The following is a 16,125-nucleotide window of genomic DNA, read 5'->3' on the forward strand; positions in this document are numbered from 1 at the left end:
AAGGGTATCCCTAAGCAAACGCTTAAGGATACCCTTTTTTCAACTAGTCTTAATGACTTACAAGTTCCAGAGGCCCCACGGTTACATTCACCTGCTGTACACGCGGGAGGCTAGACTGCTGGTGAGTAAAAACATCCTGATTATATTGAATCTTAAAACGGTGACCCGAATTATATCGATCCGTATCCTGATTTTCGAAAGTAAAGCCGAGTGCCGGATCTAAGGGCTCAGTCACGCCTCCTAGTACTGCGTTTACTGTAAGATCCCCTTTAGCGAAAAAACCTCCGTTTAACCAAAAGATTGACCCCACTCCGTACAAGTTAGCATCACTATCCGTGTAAAAAAAAGCTTTCATATAAAATGAATCCTGCTCATCCTTTTTCTTAGGTGGATTCGTAAAAGTGTCAATTCGATTAATGAGCACATCTCCTTGAGATATAAGGACTAACTCCTTACTACTTAAGCCTTGGATCACGGCGTCCTCGACTTTCGTTTCCCCTAAAACAAACATAGTAGAGTTGAATTTCACCTGGCCTTTAATAGTAACATTACCTGTAACTAGAATATTAGCTTGAATCTCCAAAAATTTAGTTATATCTGGGCTATAGTTATTTACCTCCAGATCACCATTAACAATAAGCCATTTGGGCTTGTTGGAAGGATTACCTGTTTTAGCTTCATCACTAAACTTCAACTGTTTGTAATCAATTCCATCGATAAGCAGATTACCGTTATAAATCGTAGAATTATTCAAATCCTTATCCAACAAGGAGTTCTGATACATTCTCAATTGTTCTAAGTATTCGCTGTACTCTAGTTTGTAATTATCCTTTTCTTCTTCTGTTGGATTATCTTTAAGTACTGGCTCAGTGTAGGGTGGATTCTCATCGGGTAGTCTATCTAATTTTGTTGTGCTTAAATAATTCCCCAGTTGATTATCCTTAATAGCTTGCTCAAGTTCAGACTTTTTCCCAGTCAACCCTGTCGCTTCCTCCACTTTATCAAGAAAGGATCCCAACACATTGATCTGAATGAACTTTTTCTGCGGTTTGATAAACACCTGTTCTTCATGAATACCCAAAATAGTAGGAAGAATGCTTGAGGCATTATTCTTATTCACAGCTGCATCAATAACTCCATTTCCAGAATATTTGATACTTTCAAGAGATTGCACATGCACTTCAGGTTGAGGCTCGGTAGAAGTGGCTATAGTTTGGTCTTTCAATAATTCCACTCTAGGATATTGAGTCCTTTCTTTTAGACCTTTCACTCCCTTGTATGTATATACGGCCGTATCACTGATGTGTAATTCTTTACCCGCATATATATTGCCATGGAGACCAGGCGCTCCGTTTAATGTTAATACTTTTTCCGATCCAAAAGCATATTTAAGAAAATCAGGATAGGTATCAATGACAATCTTTTGTCTCAGTTGTCTGATGACGCCATTAACTGTGGCTTGTGCTTCAATATTGACATAGTATTTTTGCTTATCCTGCTTCTCATAGGTGATGCTTTTGATCGTACCGCCAGCTCCAGATAACTCTGTACTTACGTCATTGCTGACGCCAACAATCTTGGTGCTCACCTCATTAACAATATTTTTAATCTCATCCTCCATATGATCAGGATCAATATCCTTTCGTCCATCCAGCTTCGTCTGTATGTAAGCGACCGCTTCATCCAGCCCCTTCTGCGCCAGGTGTAAACTTTGCACATCATTCTCTCTGGTCTCCGTTCGTTGTGCCCCGCCCACCGTCGCCCCGAGCACAGCTAGTCCGAGTATTGTAAGTAGAAGAGCAACAAACATAACTAGTACTAGAGCTGATCCTTTTTCGTTATTCCTCATCCCTCCTACTCCTCCTAGAATCCGAATTTGCTTTTCAACTCCAATGGGTAGTCCCTTCCGTTGTAGCTCTGAACTAGTGATAAATCTATCGATATCAGACCACTGTCACACGGAACGGCGTTCTGACACTCTAAAGTGATTGCTGATCCCTGTGCCAGCCTAGAAACTATGTTAGTTCTTGTGTCCGCTGGAGGATCTATCACATCGGGTGGAGCTATCGTAAGAATGCCATTAGCAATACGAATCCGCGATTTGGTGCCGTCCTGGCGCTCTAACGTAATGAAGCTATCAATAATCTGGGTCTTATCAGTATTTTGGATCAGCGTTGGGGTAACCTTATCAGGTGCAAAGGTATACAGCTCCGTAATTATTGCGGACATTAACAAATCCCCTTCATCCCGCAAAGAGTTTTCAATCGATATTTTATGATAACTGCGTAAGCCTAACATCGTGATCCCTGAAATAATTCCTGCGGCAACTGTAAACAGCGATAACGCAACAATTAGCTCCACTAAAGTAAATCCACCCTCCCTGCGGAGAAGATTAACGAATTTTCTCATCGGTAATATATCCCTCCACAACAGATTGGGTCTGAGGTCCACTAGAAGAATCCATTCTGCTGACTTTTACCAATACCGGCAATAGATAGGCTGCCATCTTTTGTTTCTCCGGATCGCTTTGTTTATGTAGATCACGCTGATATTCAATCTCTACTTGATAGTTCACCCCATTGATAGCAGGGTTTAAGACTTGGCTTAAGGTTTCTGTATCCTGAACAAGCGCTTTGTAAGCATCACATTTCAGAGTATCCTCTGTACTCTTTTGGCATTTAGATGCCTCTATCGCATTGTTATTTGGCTCATTGAAATAATCCCTCATCTTGTTAAAATTCTGCTTCTCCACATAAAACAGAGCGTTCCTCGCCAGATTGACCATAATCGTCTTGTTCTGGTTCGATTTAGAGTAACTCATGGCGTTTGTAAAGTAAGACGTAAGCACCAGTGATACTATCGACAAAATCACAATAGCGGCCAGCACTTCGATCAAAGTAAAACCTTTTTCCTGCTTTAGGCCCGATTTCATCCTACTTTTTGCCTCCCGCCTATGAAAATAATTTCGCATTTGCACGTTTCTTCCTTATTTTTCTACTTCCATTATATTCTCTCATATCTAGGTACAGCAATCCTCAAAATCCTTATAATTCAGATATTTCTACAATATCTCTCACTTTTTCTGTGTGCTATCATTTGGAGAGAGAGGGGATGGATGAAATGGCTTTAATAGAGTGTAAATTTTATTCAGAAGTACTAGGATTGAATACCTCAATGACTGTAATTTTGCCGCAAAAAACAACCACACAAATCGGTATGAGCAACGTAACAAGGGGAGAACTACATCCTACATTGTATTTGCTGCATGGTTTGTCCGACGATGATTCGATCTGGCTTCGCCGGACTTCGATAGAACGATATGTAGCAGAGATGGGAATAGCTGTAGTTATGCCGAATGTACATCGCAGTTTCTACACGGATATGGCGGTTGGCGGTCGTTATTGGACCTTTATTAGTGAGGAGTTGCCTATGCTTGCGCGCTCATTCTTCCCATTGTCAGATAAACGCGAGGATAACTTTGTAGCCGGTTTGTCGATGGGTGGTTACGGAGCGATCAAGCTGGGACTACGGAAACCGGAAGCTTTTGCGGCTGCAGCTAGTCTGTCGGGCGCACTTGATATGGCGCATAATTTTATAAACTTTGAGGATCCTACCGTCAAAAGCAAAGAATACGAAATGATCTTCGGAACGGAAGATATCGCCGGTACGCCCGAAGACCTTCTATGGCTGCTTGAGGAAGTGAACCGCTCCACGGGACCGAAACCAGCGCTGTATCAATGCTGTGGCACAGAAGATTTCCTGTACACAGATAACTTGAAATTCCGCGATGCGTGCCGAGCAACCTCACTTTCTTTAACCTATGAAGAAGGTCCAGGCACACATGAATGGGGCTATTGGGATGCCAAAATACGCGATATATTGGCTTGGCTGCCGTTGAGTAATAATTAGCTTCTTCTAATAGACAACAAAAAAGGTGCAGCTATAAGCTACACCTTAATTCTATACTACTCAGATTGCCCTCTCCGGAGGGTTCTTTTATTTCTCGCTTAATGGCTTACCGTCCTTATAGGGATGCCGAAGGCAATTATGCTTGTTTGGTGATATTTTTAAATAGGACTGTCTGATCTTTAATCCCTTTTTCAGCAGCAAATCTTTCAATACTCGAGGCACCAAAGAATCCGTCTATACCTTCTGTCCGTTCAATTACGTACGCAGCATCTTCTGGTTCAGCAATTGGTCCACCGTGACAAATCACCATAATTTCTGGATTTACTGCTTTCCCTGCTTTAATAATCGCTTCAATTCTTTCTACACAATCATCCAATGTCAGAGCGGTCTTAGCTCCAATTGTACCTTTGGTAGTCAAGCCCATATGCGCCACCAAAATATCTGCGCCTGCTTCTGCCATCGCTTTTGCTTGATCAGGATCAAATACGTAAGGAGTTGTGAGCATATCCAATTCATGCGCTGCTCTAATCATATCTACTTCTAAACCATATCCCATCCCGGTCTCTTCAAGGTTCTGTCTGAATACGCCATCGATCAAACCAACGGTTGGGAAGTTTTGCACGCCGCTAAAACCTTGATCCTTAAGCTGTTTCAAATATACCTCCATCACTCTAAAAGGATCTGTTCCACATACGCCTGCTAGTACGGGAGTATTTTTCACAACAGGTAATACTTCAGAGCCCATTTCGACTACAATTTGGTTGGCATCTCCATAAGATAGTAGCCCTGCCAATGATCCACGACCTGCCATTCTGTATCTTCCTGAATTATAAACAATCAGCATATCCGCTCCGCCAGCTTCACTGCTTTTTGCAGTAATCCCTGTACCGGCTCCCACGCCTAAAAGAATCTTTCCATTTGCTACTTCTTCTCTAAACTTCGCCATGATTTCAGTTCTTGTATTTTTGTTCATGTGTAACGCCTCCATCATTATTTAAATGTTCTGTGTTAGTGTTATTTGCTCATGAGATTTATTAGCTTCTGCGCTGCTGCTTCTGCAAACTCTACATCATTAATGGCACAATCCATTTCGATAACCTCGACAACATTTCTGTTCACACCATTTCTCAAGGTATCAAATAACATTTGATCTTCCTCTACACCGTAAAAAGCTTCCCCTGCAACATCAATGCCCGATATCCCTTTAAGCGGCAACATTAACACCGTTTTCTCTTTGGCCATATTTAATTTCTCGACAAGCTTTTTGCCGATAGCTTCATTCTCTTCTACTGTTGTTCTCATCAAAGTAACTGTAGGGTTATGCTTATAGAACTTATGTCCAGCAAATTTCTCGGGTACCGTATCATAAGGGCCAAAGTTACACATATCAAGGGCACCTACCGACACAACCTGTGGAATATGATGTTTACCAGCAGCTTCTAACCGATGAGGTCCGGCATTTAGCACACCACCAATAATTTCGTCCGCCCATTCTGTTGTGGTCAGATCCAATACACCTTCAATAAAACCAGCCTCGATTAGCGCTTCCATGGACTGGCCACCTACACCTGTTGCATGGAATACAAGCACCTCATATCCTCTAGCTTCAAGATAGTTACGGGCTGCCGTCACACAGGGAGTTGTTACCCCAAACATTGTTGTAGCTACTAAAGGTTTTTTCTCTATCACTTGTTTATTCTCAAATTTAAGCATACCGGCGATGGCGAAGGCTGCATTGGTAAAAATCTTTGTTGAAATGGAGTTCAGTCCTGCAACGTCTACTACGGATGGCATCATGACAATATCACTAGTGCCTACATATGGGGCAGTATTCCCAGAAGCTACGGTCGAAACCATCACTTTTGGTACGCCAATAGGCAATGCCCGCATACCAGGGGTTACAAGTGAAGTCCCTCCAGTGCCCCCAAAGGAGATAATGCCATCAAATTTGCCTTGCTTATATAATTCAGGTACTAATTTTTCCATACCTTTGGCTAATAATTCTGTCGCTAATGCTCTATCCTTCTTGGCAACGAGCTCATCTATACTTACACCCGCGGCTGCTGCTACTTCTCGGTTAGAGATATCCGGTGTAAAAGTGGGTTCAAACACACCCGTATGAATCGTAAACGTACCTAACTCCAAGCTTTCCAGCAAATTTTTAATGTAGAGATATTCTTCACCCTTGGTGTCAAAAGTTCCGGCAATGGCAATCGTCTTCATTTCTTCAACCTCCTCTTCAAATATCTACAACAAAAAAGCATGATCAACTTATGAGTTAATCATACTTCTTTGAATTATGAATGAAAACGCTTTTATGTCTTATGTTTTTGTGTTTATGTTAGATTTATATTGTTTTGGAGAGAACCCTTTGTACTTCTTAAACATTTTGCTAAACTGCGCATAATCTTGATATCCAACTAATGGCGCTAGCTCAGATAACTGGATAGGGTCTCTATGTAATATTTCCGCTGCCTTATCCATTCGAAATTGTACGAGATACGTTTGAAAGCTGCAGCCTACTTTTTTGGTAAACAAACTACTTAAGTAACTTCGGGATACATGCGCCACCTTAGCTAAATCTGCAAACAAAATCTCATTCATATAATTTTGGGCCACGTATTCTTTTACAAATTCAACATAATCATAGTGCTTTGTGATGCCGTTTAACATTTTCACCATAAAATCATCTTCATCCAGCGTCCCCGACACTTTAAAAGCTTTGGTTATATTCGTGATGGACTTCTCCGATGGAATTCTTTCAAAAGCAGAGCCCCCGATGTACCCCATCAGGTTTTGATTATTACTGTACATATACTGCACATCAATCGGCGTTTTCACGGGACCACCATACACCAATTTAATTAAATCTGGCTTTAACGCATTGCATGTATTAAAAATCTTGTCAGCCTTAGCCTTGGCAGCTTCCAGAGAGAATACTTTTTTGGCTCCTAATAATCCCCCTTCGGTTAAGCCTAAATGTGCACAAATAATATCTGCTCCCGCCTCGATCATCTGAGCAGCTTGAATTTCGTCAAATACAAAGGCTATGGTAAACAAATCTTTTTCATGGGCGATCCTTATAGCTTCTACTTCGAGTAGATAACCATTCCCCTCTTCTTCGAGTGCTTCTCCAAATTGACCATCTATTAATCCGACCGTGGGGTAATTATTAATTCCGGAAAATCCCTTATTCTTTATTTCACTGATATAGCTCTCCATATCTTTTGTCGGATCGGTTGCATTGAGCCCAAAAATAATAGGAATATCTCTTACCAGAGGGATGATTTCCCTAGACGCAAAGTCCATCACCATATCATTGCTATTGCAAAACGGCAAAATCCCAGCGAGAGAACTCCTCCCCATCTGGCGGAATTTACCCGAATTTAACATCAGAAGAAAATCAGCGCCACCCTGCTTCGCATACTTTGCCGTTATTCCAGCACCTGTGGCTACTCCGATAATATGATTGCCCAGTTTTAATTGCGATCTAAGCTCGTCTAGGATCTGCTCTCTACTCATACTTACGAACCCTCCTATCCCTAATTTAAGGATAACCGTAAAGAGCACTGTGAATCCAGTTGTGTTGTACTTAAAGCCCCTTTAGATAAAAAAAATCTCGCCTGCGACCTATAAAAGTCTGAGGCGAGATTTGGTATTGATACGGTTTACAAAATAGCGTCACCGTGTTTTACTACCCATTCATTAGCTTCCTGCAGCGCCTGCTCCGCGCGTTCGATTGCAGCCTTCACCTGAACGGTGGCTGTGCCGCCATAAACGTTGCGGGCGTTAACTACAGCTTCCGGCTGTAGAACAGCATAGATATTCTCGTCGAAGAGTGGCGAGAATTGCTTGAACTCTTCCAGCGTCAGATCCAGCAGGAACTTGCCTTCGTTTATGCAGTAGAGCACTGTTTTCCCGATTACTTCATGTGCTTGGCGGAAAGGAAGGCCTTTGCCGACCAAGAAGTCGGCGATATCCGTAGCATTCGAGAAGTCTGTGTTCACGGCTTCACGCATACGCTCCTTGTTCACCTTCATGGTGGAGATCATCGGCGCGAACAATTGTAGCGCACCAGTCAGCGTAGTAACGGTATCAAACATGCCTTCTTTGTCTTCCTGCATATCCTTGTTGTACGCCAGTGGCAGTGATTTCAGTACGGTCAGCAAGCCAATCAGATTGCCGTAAACGCGGCCTGTTTTGCCCCGTACCAGTTCTGGTACGTCCGGGTTCTTCTTCTGAGGCATAATGCTGCTGCCTGTGCAGAAAGCGTCATCCAGTTCCACAAAGCTGAACTCCGTGCTGCTCCACAACACCAGTTCCTCGCTGAGTCTGGATAGGTGAGTCATTACAAGCGCAGCATTTGCTAAGAACTCGACGATGAAATCGCGGTCGCTGACAGCATCCAGACTGTTCTCGTACACACTGTCAAAGCCCAGCTGTTCCGCAACAAAGTGGCGATCGATCGGGAAGGTTGTACCAGCAAGTGCGCCTGCTCCGAGTGGCAGCACGTTGATCCGTTTGTAGCTGTCTGTCAGACGTTCTGCATCGCGGCGGAACATCGAGACGTAAGCCAACAAGTGGTGAGCAAACAGGATCGGTTGTGCCCGCTGCAAATGCGTGTAACCAGGGATGATCGTCTCTACATTATCTTTGGCTTGTTCAATCAGGGCTTCCTGTAATTCATGCAGCAAGCTAACTAGCTCAACTACACGGCCCCGTAGGTAAAGGTGCATATCCGTTGCCACCTGATCGTTACGGCTACGTCCAGTGTGCAGTTTACCACCGACCGGACCGATTTCCTCGATCAGATGTTTTTCAATATTCATATGGATGTCTTCATCCGCTACGGAGAAAACAACCTCTCCAGCGTTAACCTTGTCCAATACTTTGTTCAGACCTTGCTTAATCGTCTCCACATCTTCTTGTGGAAGGATTCCGCATTTGCCCAACATTGTGACATGCGCCAGACTGCCTTGTACATCTTCTTTGGCCAAAGCCTTATCAAATCCAATGGAAGCCGTATATTCCTCCACCAGCTTGTTTGTTCCTTTAGTAAACCGTCCGCCCCAAAGCTTGCTCACCTGTAGTTTCCTCCTCTTGGACGCCAGAGGGCCGCTCCTATCCTGACGGGAGGAACGGCCTTCGGGGTTGCCCGTTTAAGTTTATGTTATCGTTCTATTTCGAAGCTCCATTTACACCTGTAGAAACCTTAAGGCGCAATGCGTTCAAGTGGATAAAACCAGTTGCATCCCCTTGATCATAAGCTTGTGTAGGATCAGCTTCCATCGTTGCAATTTCAGGGTTGTACAGGCTGACTGGGCTCTTCACTCCAGCGCCGATGATGTTGCCTTTGTACAGTTTAAGACGAACAGTACCTGTTACATTTTGCTGGCTCTGTGTTACAAGAGCTTGCAGTGCAATACGCTCTGGTGCGAACCAGAAACCGTTATACACCAAAGTGCTGTAACGAGTGATCAGGCTGTCACGCAGGTTCATCACTTCACGGTCCATCGTGATGGACTCCATTTTGCGATGAGCGACGAACAGGATTGTTCCACCCGGAGTCTCATACACACCACGGCTCTTCATGCCGACAAAACGGTTCTCAACCATATCCACACGTCCGATACCGTGTTTACCGCCCAGCTCGTTCAATTTCTCCATCACTTGAAGTGGGTTTAAAGACTCACCATTCAGCGCTACGCAGTCTCCCTTAACGAAATCGAGTTCCAAATATTCCGCTTCATCCGGAGCATCCTCTGGAGCGTTGCTCAGTAGGAACATTCCTTTGTTCTCAGGTGCACTTGGATCGAACCAAGGATCTTCCAATACGCCGCTCTCATAGCTGATGTGCAGCAGGTTACGGTCCATCGAATACGGCTTCGCCGCAGATGCTTGTACCGGAATATCATTAGCTTCCGCATAAGCGATCATTTCCGCACGACCCGGGAATTGATTGCGGAACTCTTCCAAACGCCAAGGCGCAATTACTTTAATGTTTGGTGCTAGTGCAGCTACGCCAAGCTCAAAACGCACTTGATCGTTACCTTTACCAGTCGCGCCGTGCGCGATAGCCGTAGCACCTTCAGCGATGGCGATATCCACCATACGCTTAGCGATCAGTGGACGAGCAATACTAGTTCCGAGCAAGTATTGGCCTTCGTAAAGCGCGCCGGATTGGAACATAGGGTAGATGAAGTCGCTAGCGAACTCATCGCGCAGATCGTCGATGTATACTTTCGATGCACCGGTTGCTAGTGCTTTTTCTTCCAAACCGTCGAGCTCTTCTTTTTGGCCGATATCGGCTGTGAAGGCGATGATCTCCGCGTCATAGGTTTCTTTAAGCCATTTCAAAATAACGGATGTATCTAGTCCGCCGGAATAGGCGAGTACAATTTTTTCTTTAGCCATGGTGTGGCAACTTCCTTTCGTGTGGGGGATATAAATTAAAATAACCGTGCTCTCGCTAGCACTTTAACGATTAATCGCAACTACGCTGAATGTTTGGACTTCCGGTCGCTGTTATCATCAGATTTTTTTTATTTCAAACCGCATTATGCGGATGAAATCTGATGATAAAGGCGAACGCTACGCTCCTACAGTTCCAAAAATTCCGCTCCATTACTCTATCGTCCAAAACCTAACTTCGCTCAACATTAATTCAATTTATATAGTGATTTATATTTTATATTATTTAAATTCCTTAACTCATCAGAGCAGCCATTAAAGCCTTTTGCGCATGCAGACGGTTCTCAGCCTGATCAAAGATGACCGAGTTAGGGCCGTCAATCACGCCTGTGCTGACCTCTTCCTCACGGTGGGCCGGCAGGCAGTGTAGGAAGAGATAATCGCTCTTCGCACCTTTTACAAGCTCCTCATTGACCTGATAGTCCTTGAATGCCGCTTCACGCGCCTTTTGCTCCTCTTCGAAGCCCATACTCGCCCACACATCGGTGTAGATGACGTCAGCGTCTTGTACAGCTTCTTGCGGGCTGTGAGTAACCACAATCTTCGCTCCGGTTTCTTTAGCGATCTCACGGGCTTCTGCTACAACCGCTGCATCCGGCTCATAACCTTCCGGTCCGGCAATAAATACGTCCACGCCCAGCTTAGCTCCGCCAATCATCAGAGAATGCGCCATATTGTTGCCATCGCCGATGTAAGCCAGCTTCAGGCCTTTGAGCTTTCCTTTGTGCTCATAAATCGTTTGGTAATCCGCCAGCACTTGGCAAGGATGTGCCAGGTCGCTCAGGCCGTTGATTACTGGAATAGAAGCATACCGAGCCAGATCCTCTACTTTGTCATGACCGAAGGTACGGATCATAATTCCGTCGAGGTAACGTGACATTACTTGTGCTGTATCGCCAACCGTTTCACCGCGTCCAAGCTGAATGTCATTTTTGCTCAAGAAAAGGGCATGCCCTCCCAGCTGATACATTCCAACTTCAAACGACACGCGCGTACGAGTAGAGGATTTTTCAAAAATAAGACCAATCGTCTTTCCCTTCAGCGGCTGAAATTCTTCGCCATTTTTCTGCTTCTTCTTCAGCTCAATCGCTGAATCAATCAGATACGTAATTTCTTCCGGGCTGTAATCGTTCAGCTCCAGTAAATCACGGCCTTTCAGTTGCTGTGCAATGGTGTGCTTGTTACTCTGTACGCCCTGACTCATGAGCTTACCTCCCCGTTTGCTTGTTTAGCATAAGTATGAATGAGTTCGGAGACGATGTCCACCGCTTGGTCGATCTCCTCTTTACTTACATATAGATTAGGCAGCAAGCGAAGGACATTAGGACCCGCTGTCACGAACAACAGGCCTTTCTTTTGTCCAGCCAAAACAATATCGCCCACTGGTGATTGACATTCAATCCCGATCAACAGACCTTTACCACGGATATCCTTCACAAAAGAACAGTCCGCCAGCTTCTCTTTCAAAAGACCTGTCAGGTACTTACCCATTTCTTCAGCGCGTTGTGGAAGCTCATCCTCCAGCATCGTTTCAATTGTCGCTGCCATAACCGCTGTTGCGAGTGGTGTTCCCCCGAAGGTGGACGCATGGCTGCCTGGTGAGAAAGCATCACGCAAATATCCTTTGCCAAGCATTAAGCCCGCTGGGAACCCACTAGCAATCCCTTTAGCCAAAGTGAAAATATCTGGTTCAATTCCATAATGCTGATGAGCAAACAGCTTGCCTGTGCGTCCCATACCTGTCTGTACCTCATCTACAATCAGAAGCAATCCGTGTTTCTTACACAGTGCCACTACAGCGTTCAAGAACTCTGGTTCTACCTCTAGCACGCCACCCTCTGCAAGTACCATCTCCAGCATGATAGCAGCTGTATGATCACCGATAGCAGCCTCTAACGCAGGGAGATCATGCAAGGGTACAGTTTTGAAGCCTGCTGGAAGCGGCAGGAAGCCTTCTTTTACCTTTTGCTGACCTGTTGCTGTCAGTGTGGCTAATGTACGTCCATGGAAGGATTGTTCAAATGTGATGACCTCATAACGATCAACACCTTTTACCTTCTGGTGGTAACGACGAGCCAGCTTAATAGCAGCCTCATTCGCTTCTGCCCCACTATTACAGAAAAACACTTGATCAGCGCAGCTATTCTCTGTCAAAAGATTTGCAACTTTGTCCTGTCCAGGAATATGGAACAGGTTCGAGACATGCCAGAGCGTATCAATCTGATCCTTCAGCTTCGCACCGACTTTTTCAGGAGCATGACCTAGACTGGTCACAGCCAATCCACTTGTGAAATCAAGATACTTATTGCCCTTATCATCCCATACCCAGGTCCCCTTGCCTTTAACTAAGCTAAGATCATATCTGGCGTAAGAAGGGAATACCGCGCTCAGCTTGCCTGCTGCAACATCCGGTGTAGCTGATCCTAATGTATCGGTCTGCTGTGCCCCTGCTTGCGAATCCAATTCAGCTTGTGTAAGCTTGCTCATTCTAAGTCACTCTCCCATCGGCTGCTCCTGTGTACCAGGCTGCACCTCTAAATGATATTCATCTATGATTCTACGAACGAATAATACGTGTGCCTATCGCTTCACCTTGTAGTACTCGGCTAAGCACCCGCGGTTCTTTTCCATCCACAATAATAACCTCTGAAACGCTGCCTTGAATGCAATCGATCGCTGCCCGTACTTTCGGGATCATGCCGCCGTAGATTTCTCCACTTTCAATTAAAGCTTCGATTTCCTGTACGGTAACGGATGGAAGTACAGTTTTCTGACCCTCCACGGTACTCATAATGCCAGGCACATCTGTGACCACGATCATTTGGGGAGACTCTACATAAGAAGCGACTGCTCCTGCTGCTGTGTCTGCGTTAATATTGTAGCGCTGACCTGCAGCATCTACACCGATAGGTGCAATGACAGGAATATAGCCCATCCCAACAATACCAGTTACGATCTCAGCTTTTACTTCCGTTACTTCTCCTACCAAACCTACTTCAGCGCTATTAGCTACGGGTCTAGCAGTAATCATATTTCCATCGATGCCGGATAGCCCTAAAGCTAGACCGCCACTTCCTTGAATTCGCCTTACAATCGCCTTGTTGATACTCCCTGCCAGCGTCATCTCTACGACATCTAGTACTGCCTCGGTGGTTACCCGCAGACCGTTCACGAAGCTGCTTTCAATGCCCAGCTTTGCTAGATTCTCTGAAATGGCCGGCCCTCCGCCATGAACTATTACAGGCTGAGTGCCTTCCTGCTGCAAATCTCGTAAATCTTCGAAAAAAGAATCAGGAAGAGCAGCCAGCGTACTGCCGCCGCATTTCATCACAAACAATCCACTACCATCTAATGCATCTATAAGTTCAAGCTCGCTATTTAGCGTCATATGTTCGGTATCCTTCCCTTGTGGGCTTAAGCCGCCACAAATTAGGTACGGTATGCAGCGTTAATACGCACATAATCGTAAGTTAAGTCACAGCCCCAAGCTGTAGCCTTTCCGGTTCCATCATGCAAATCTACAGTGATCAGCACCGTTTCACTTTTTTGCAAATAAGCCAAAGCCTTCTCTTCATCAAAAACAACCGGCTTCGATTGCAGTAGCACCTCAATATCACCTAAAGAAATGTTTACGCGCTCCGGCGATACCGGAACACCCGCGCGTCCAACCGCTGCAATAATTCGTCCCCAGTTCGCATCCGCTCCAAAAATAGCAGATTTCACTAGACTAGAACCTACCACTGTCTTGGCAATCGCTGCGGCAGCTTCGTCATGAACTGCACCATTCACTTGAACCTCAATCAGGTGAGTCGCACCTTCTCCATCACGAGCAATCGCTTTGGCAAGCGTCTGGCAGACATACGTGAATCCTGCGGCAAAAGCGTCCCAATCCGGATGCTGTTGAGTCAGCTTATCATTCCCTGCAAGCCCACTCGCCATCGACACTAACATATCATTGGTACTAGTATCTCCATCGACTGTAATCATATTAAAAGTAACGTTCGTAGCAGAACGAAGCAAACTGTGTAAATCTTCCGCTGAAATATCAGCATCTGTAGTCATAAAACCGAGCATGGTAGCCATGTTAGGATGAATCATCCCGGAGCCCTTCGCGGCTCCAGCAATAATAACTTCTACACCGCCAACAAGCACCTTCACGGCAACCTCTTTTTTAACTAAATCAGTTGTAAGTATGGCCTGACAGAATTCCTCCGCTCCAGCAGCCCCACCGTCCAGCTTCTCTGGTATTGCAGCAATACCGCTACGTACGCAGTCCATTTTCAGTAATTCACCAATAACTCCAGTTGAAGCGACAGCAACATCGTTAACGTTCACGCCCAAATGCTGGGCCGCAGCAGCGCGCATCTCATAAGCATCGGCTTCACCTTGTTCACCAGTGCAGGCATTAGCATTCCCGCTGTTCACGACCACCGCCTGCAACGTTCCGTTCACAAGGCTTTCCCGCGTCACCTTCAGCGGAGCCGCCTGAAAAACATTCGTCGTATACACGGCGGCAGCCGTAGCTGGAACCTCACAAAGAATCACTCCGAGATCGTTGCGGTCTGTTTTTTTCAATCCACAGTGCAGTCCTCCGGACTTAAATCCCTTAGGTGAAGTAATGCTTCCACCTTCCAAGGTAGTAAATAATTCAATCTCGCTCATGTTATTTGTACCGCTGATCCTTATGGATACACAGGTGTGTAGCCGAGGCCAAGGGTTTCCTCCCATCCCATCATCAAATTAAGGTTCTGTATTGCCTGACCTGCCGCACCTTTTACAACGTTATCAATGACGGAGACTATAGTCACCCGCCCTGTACGAGCATCTGTCGCAAATCCGATATCACAATAATTAGAGCCGCTAACTTCTTTTGTTGCCGGAATCACACCTACATCGCGCACTCGCACATAAGGTCTGCCCGCATAATATTCACGATATAAATCCACAAAATCCTGCTCCGTATAATTGCCCTTCATTCCTGCATACATCGTACTCATAATCCCTCGGCTCATCGGCACGAGATGTGTGGTAAACGTTACGGTTACCTTTTCTCCAGCAATCTCCGTGAGTGTCTGCTCGATTTCCGGTATATGCTGATGTTTATTTAATTTATAAGTTTTTAAGTTCTCGTTTATCTCTGCATAATGCACCATCAGACTCGTTCCGCGTCCTGCTCCGGTAACCCCCGATTTCGCATCAATAATAATACTGTCATGCTTAATCCAGCCTGCCTGAATCGCAGGAATTAGTCCAAGAAGTGTAGCAGTAGGATAACAGCCTGGATTAGATATAAAATCAACCCCAGCCACACGCTCTCCGAACACCTCGCAAAGTCCGTATACAGCCTGTTCTAGGTATTCATCAGCAGGAGCCGTATGTTTGTACCAGTGCTCATACTCTGCGCCATCCTTCAATCGGAAATCGCCGGATAGATCTACGACCTTAAGTCCAACTTCCAGCAGCTGCGGGACCAGCTTTGCACTTACACCCGACGGCGTAGCCGTAAAAACCACATCCGCCCGCTCAGCCATCTGCACCGGATCAACGCCATCCAGCCTTCGGTCAATAATGCCCGTCAAATGAGGAAACCCTTCCTCTATCGCATCCCCTGCACTAGATGAGGAAATTACCGAAGTAATCTCTACTTTAGGATGACTTTGTAGTAGCCGAATCAGCTCTACGCCTCCATAACCCGTTGATCCAACAATCGCCGCCCTCAGCTTGCCTTCCACTGTCATCCCCACT

General features: G+C 45.3%; 14 protein-coding genes. 1 reads left to right on the forward strand and 13 read right to left on the reverse strand.

Translation table 11 applies throughout. The annotated features are described in order from the left end of the window. Positions 1–49: 49 nt before the first annotated feature. From ACN6MV_RS28985 to ACN6MV_RS28995, 3 genes are read right to left on the reverse strand one after another with little or no spacing between them, the layout of a single operon-like run. A complete protein-coding gene (locus ACN6MV_RS28985) occupies positions 50–1,849 on the reverse strand; it encodes a hypothetical protein (RefSeq protein WP_076119108.1) in 1,800 nt (599 codons plus the stop codon). Between the two features lie 14 nt (positions 1,850–1,863). Further along, positions 1,864–2,409, reverse strand: coding sequence for a type II secretion system protein (locus tag ACN6MV_RS28990; RefSeq protein ID WP_076119106.1), 546 nt, complete (start codon positions 2,407–2,409; stop codon positions 1,864–1,866). Beyond that, positions 2,393–2,932, reverse strand: a complete 540-nt coding sequence (locus ACN6MV_RS28995) for a type IV pilus modification PilV family protein (protein ID WP_170880285.1) — start codon at positions 2,930–2,932, stop codon at positions 2,393–2,395. Before ACN6MV_RS28995 ends, ACN6MV_RS28990 begins: the two co-directional genes overlap by 17 nt. Before the next feature lie 188 nt (positions 2,933–3,120). Between ACN6MV_RS28995 and ACN6MV_RS29000 the strand changes: the two genes are divergently transcribed. Continuing rightward, positions 3,121–3,909, forward strand: a complete 789-nt coding sequence (locus tag ACN6MV_RS29000; RefSeq protein ID WP_076119190.1) for an alpha/beta hydrolase — start codon at positions 3,121–3,123, stop codon at positions 3,907–3,909. Positions 3,910–4,045: 136 nt separating this feature from the next. Here ACN6MV_RS29000 and ACN6MV_RS29005 read toward each other — a convergent pair whose 3' ends face one another. The 10 genes from ACN6MV_RS29005 to argC all read right to left on the reverse strand — a co-directional run bounded on the left by ACN6MV_RS29005 (position 4,046) and on the right by argC (position 16,118). After that, positions 4,046–4,882 (reverse strand): phosphoenolpyruvate hydrolase family protein, encoded by an 837-nt coding sequence (locus ACN6MV_RS29005; RefSeq protein WP_076119102.1) that lies wholly within the window; start codon positions 4,880–4,882, stop codon positions 4,046–4,048. 41 nt (positions 4,883–4,923) lie between these two features. Continuing rightward, on the reverse strand, positions 4,924–6,132 hold the full coding sequence (locus tag ACN6MV_RS29010) for a Tm-1-like ATP-binding domain-containing protein (protein WP_419885359.1): 1,209 nt from the start codon (positions 6,130–6,132) through the stop codon (positions 4,924–4,926). A 99-nt stretch (positions 6,133–6,231) separates the two neighbouring features. Continuing rightward, positions 6,232–7,431: a phosphoenolpyruvate hydrolase family protein gene (locus ACN6MV_RS29015; RefSeq protein ID WP_076119098.1), complete on the reverse strand. Its 1,200-nt coding sequence runs from the start codon at positions 7,429–7,431 to the stop codon at positions 6,232–6,234. Between the two features lie 146 nt (positions 7,432–7,577). Further along, positions 7,578–8,993, reverse strand: coding sequence for an argininosuccinate lyase (argH, locus tag ACN6MV_RS29020; protein WP_076119096.1), 1,416 nt, complete (start codon positions 8,991–8,993; stop codon positions 7,578–7,580). A gap of 94 nt (positions 8,994–9,087) precedes the next feature. Next, positions 9,088–10,323, reverse strand: a complete 1,236-nt coding sequence (locus tag ACN6MV_RS29025) for an argininosuccinate synthase (protein WP_042192353.1) — start codon at positions 10,321–10,323, stop codon at positions 9,088–9,090. A 292-nt stretch (positions 10,324–10,615) separates the two neighbouring features. Further along, positions 10,616–11,584 (reverse strand): ornithine carbamoyltransferase, encoded by a 969-nt coding sequence (gene argF / locus ACN6MV_RS29030; protein ID WP_076119094.1) that lies wholly within the window; start codon positions 11,582–11,584, stop codon positions 10,616–10,618. Continuing rightward, complete coding sequence (locus tag ACN6MV_RS29035) at positions 11,581–12,867, reverse strand: acetylornithine transaminase (protein WP_076119092.1); 1,287 nt, start codon at positions 12,865–12,867, stop codon at positions 11,581–11,583. Before ACN6MV_RS29035 ends, argF begins: the two co-directional genes overlap by 4 nt. 70 nt (positions 12,868–12,937) lie before the next feature. After that, the gene (gene argB, locus ACN6MV_RS29040) at positions 12,938–13,768 is read right to left on the reverse strand and encodes an acetylglutamate kinase (protein ID WP_419885360.1); all 831 of its coding nucleotides are present in this window, start codon (positions 13,766–13,768) and stop codon (positions 12,938–12,940) included. A 41-nt stretch (positions 13,769–13,809) separates the two neighbouring features. Then, on the reverse strand, positions 13,810–15,042 hold the full coding sequence (gene argJ / locus ACN6MV_RS29045; RefSeq protein ID WP_042131324.1) for a bifunctional ornithine acetyltransferase/N-acetylglutamate synthase: 1,233 nt from the start codon (positions 15,040–15,042) through the stop codon (positions 13,810–13,812). Positions 15,043–15,062: 20 nt separating this feature from the next. After that, positions 15,063–16,118: an N-acetyl-gamma-glutamyl-phosphate reductase gene (gene argC / locus ACN6MV_RS29050; RefSeq protein ID WP_042131325.1), complete on the reverse strand. Its 1,056-nt coding sequence runs from the start codon at positions 16,116–16,118 to the stop codon at positions 15,063–15,065. Between the last annotated feature and the right edge of the window lie 7 nt (positions 16,119–16,125).

Source organism: Paenibacillus sp. B-A-8 (genome assembly GCF_048572915.1).
Lineage (GTDB): Bacteria > Bacillota > Bacilli > Paenibacillales > Paenibacillaceae > Paenibacillus_AQ.

Bases quoted from the DNA above. Each gene is read 5' to 3' on its own strand.
- ACN6MV_RS28985 (WP_076119108.1), bottom strand. From the start codon at position 1,849: ATGAGGAATAACGAAAAAGGATCAGCTCTAGTACTAGTTATGTTTGTT.
- ACN6MV_RS28990 (WP_076119106.1), bottom strand. From the start codon at position 2,409: ATGAGAAAATTCGTTAATCTTCTCCGCAGGGAGGGTGGATTTACTTTA.
- ACN6MV_RS28995 (WP_170880285.1), bottom strand. From the start codon at position 2,932: ATGAAATCGGGCCTAAAGCAGGAAAAAGGTTTTACTTTGATCGAAGTG.
- ACN6MV_RS29000 (WP_076119190.1), top strand. From the start codon at position 3,121: ATGGCTTTAATAGAGTGTAAATTTTATTCAGAAGTACTAGGATTGAAT.
- ACN6MV_RS29005 (WP_076119102.1), bottom strand. From the start codon at position 4,882: ATGAACAAAAATACAAGAACTGAAATCATGGCGAAGTTTAGAGAAGAA.
- ACN6MV_RS29010 (WP_419885359.1), bottom strand. From the start codon at position 6,132: ATGAAGACGATTGCCATTGCCGGAACTTTTGACACCAAGGGTGAAGAA.
- ACN6MV_RS29015 (WP_076119098.1), bottom strand. From the start codon at position 7,431: ATGAGTAGAGAGCAGATCCTAGACGAGCTTAGATCGCAATTAAAACTG.
- ACN6MV_RS29025 (WP_042192353.1), bottom strand. From the start codon at position 10,323: ATGGCTAAAGAAAAAATTGTACTCGCCTATTCCGGCGGACTAGATACA.
- argF (WP_076119094.1), bottom strand. From the start codon at position 11,584: ATGAGTCAGGGCGTACAGAGTAACAAGCACACCATTGCACAGCAACTG.
- ACN6MV_RS29035 (WP_076119092.1), bottom strand. From the start codon at position 12,867: ATGAGCAAGCTTACACAAGCTGAATTGGATTCGCAAGCAGGGGCACAG.
- argB (WP_419885360.1), bottom strand. From the start codon at position 13,768: ATGACGCTAAATAGCGAGCTTGAACTTATAGATGCATTAGATGGTAGT.
- argJ (WP_042131324.1), bottom strand. From the start codon at position 15,042: ATGAGCGAGATTGAATTATTTACTACCTTGGAAGGTGGAAGCATTACT.
- argC (WP_042131325.1), bottom strand. From the start codon at position 16,118: ATGACAGTGGAAGGCAAGCTGAGGGCGGCGATTGTTGGATCAACGGGT.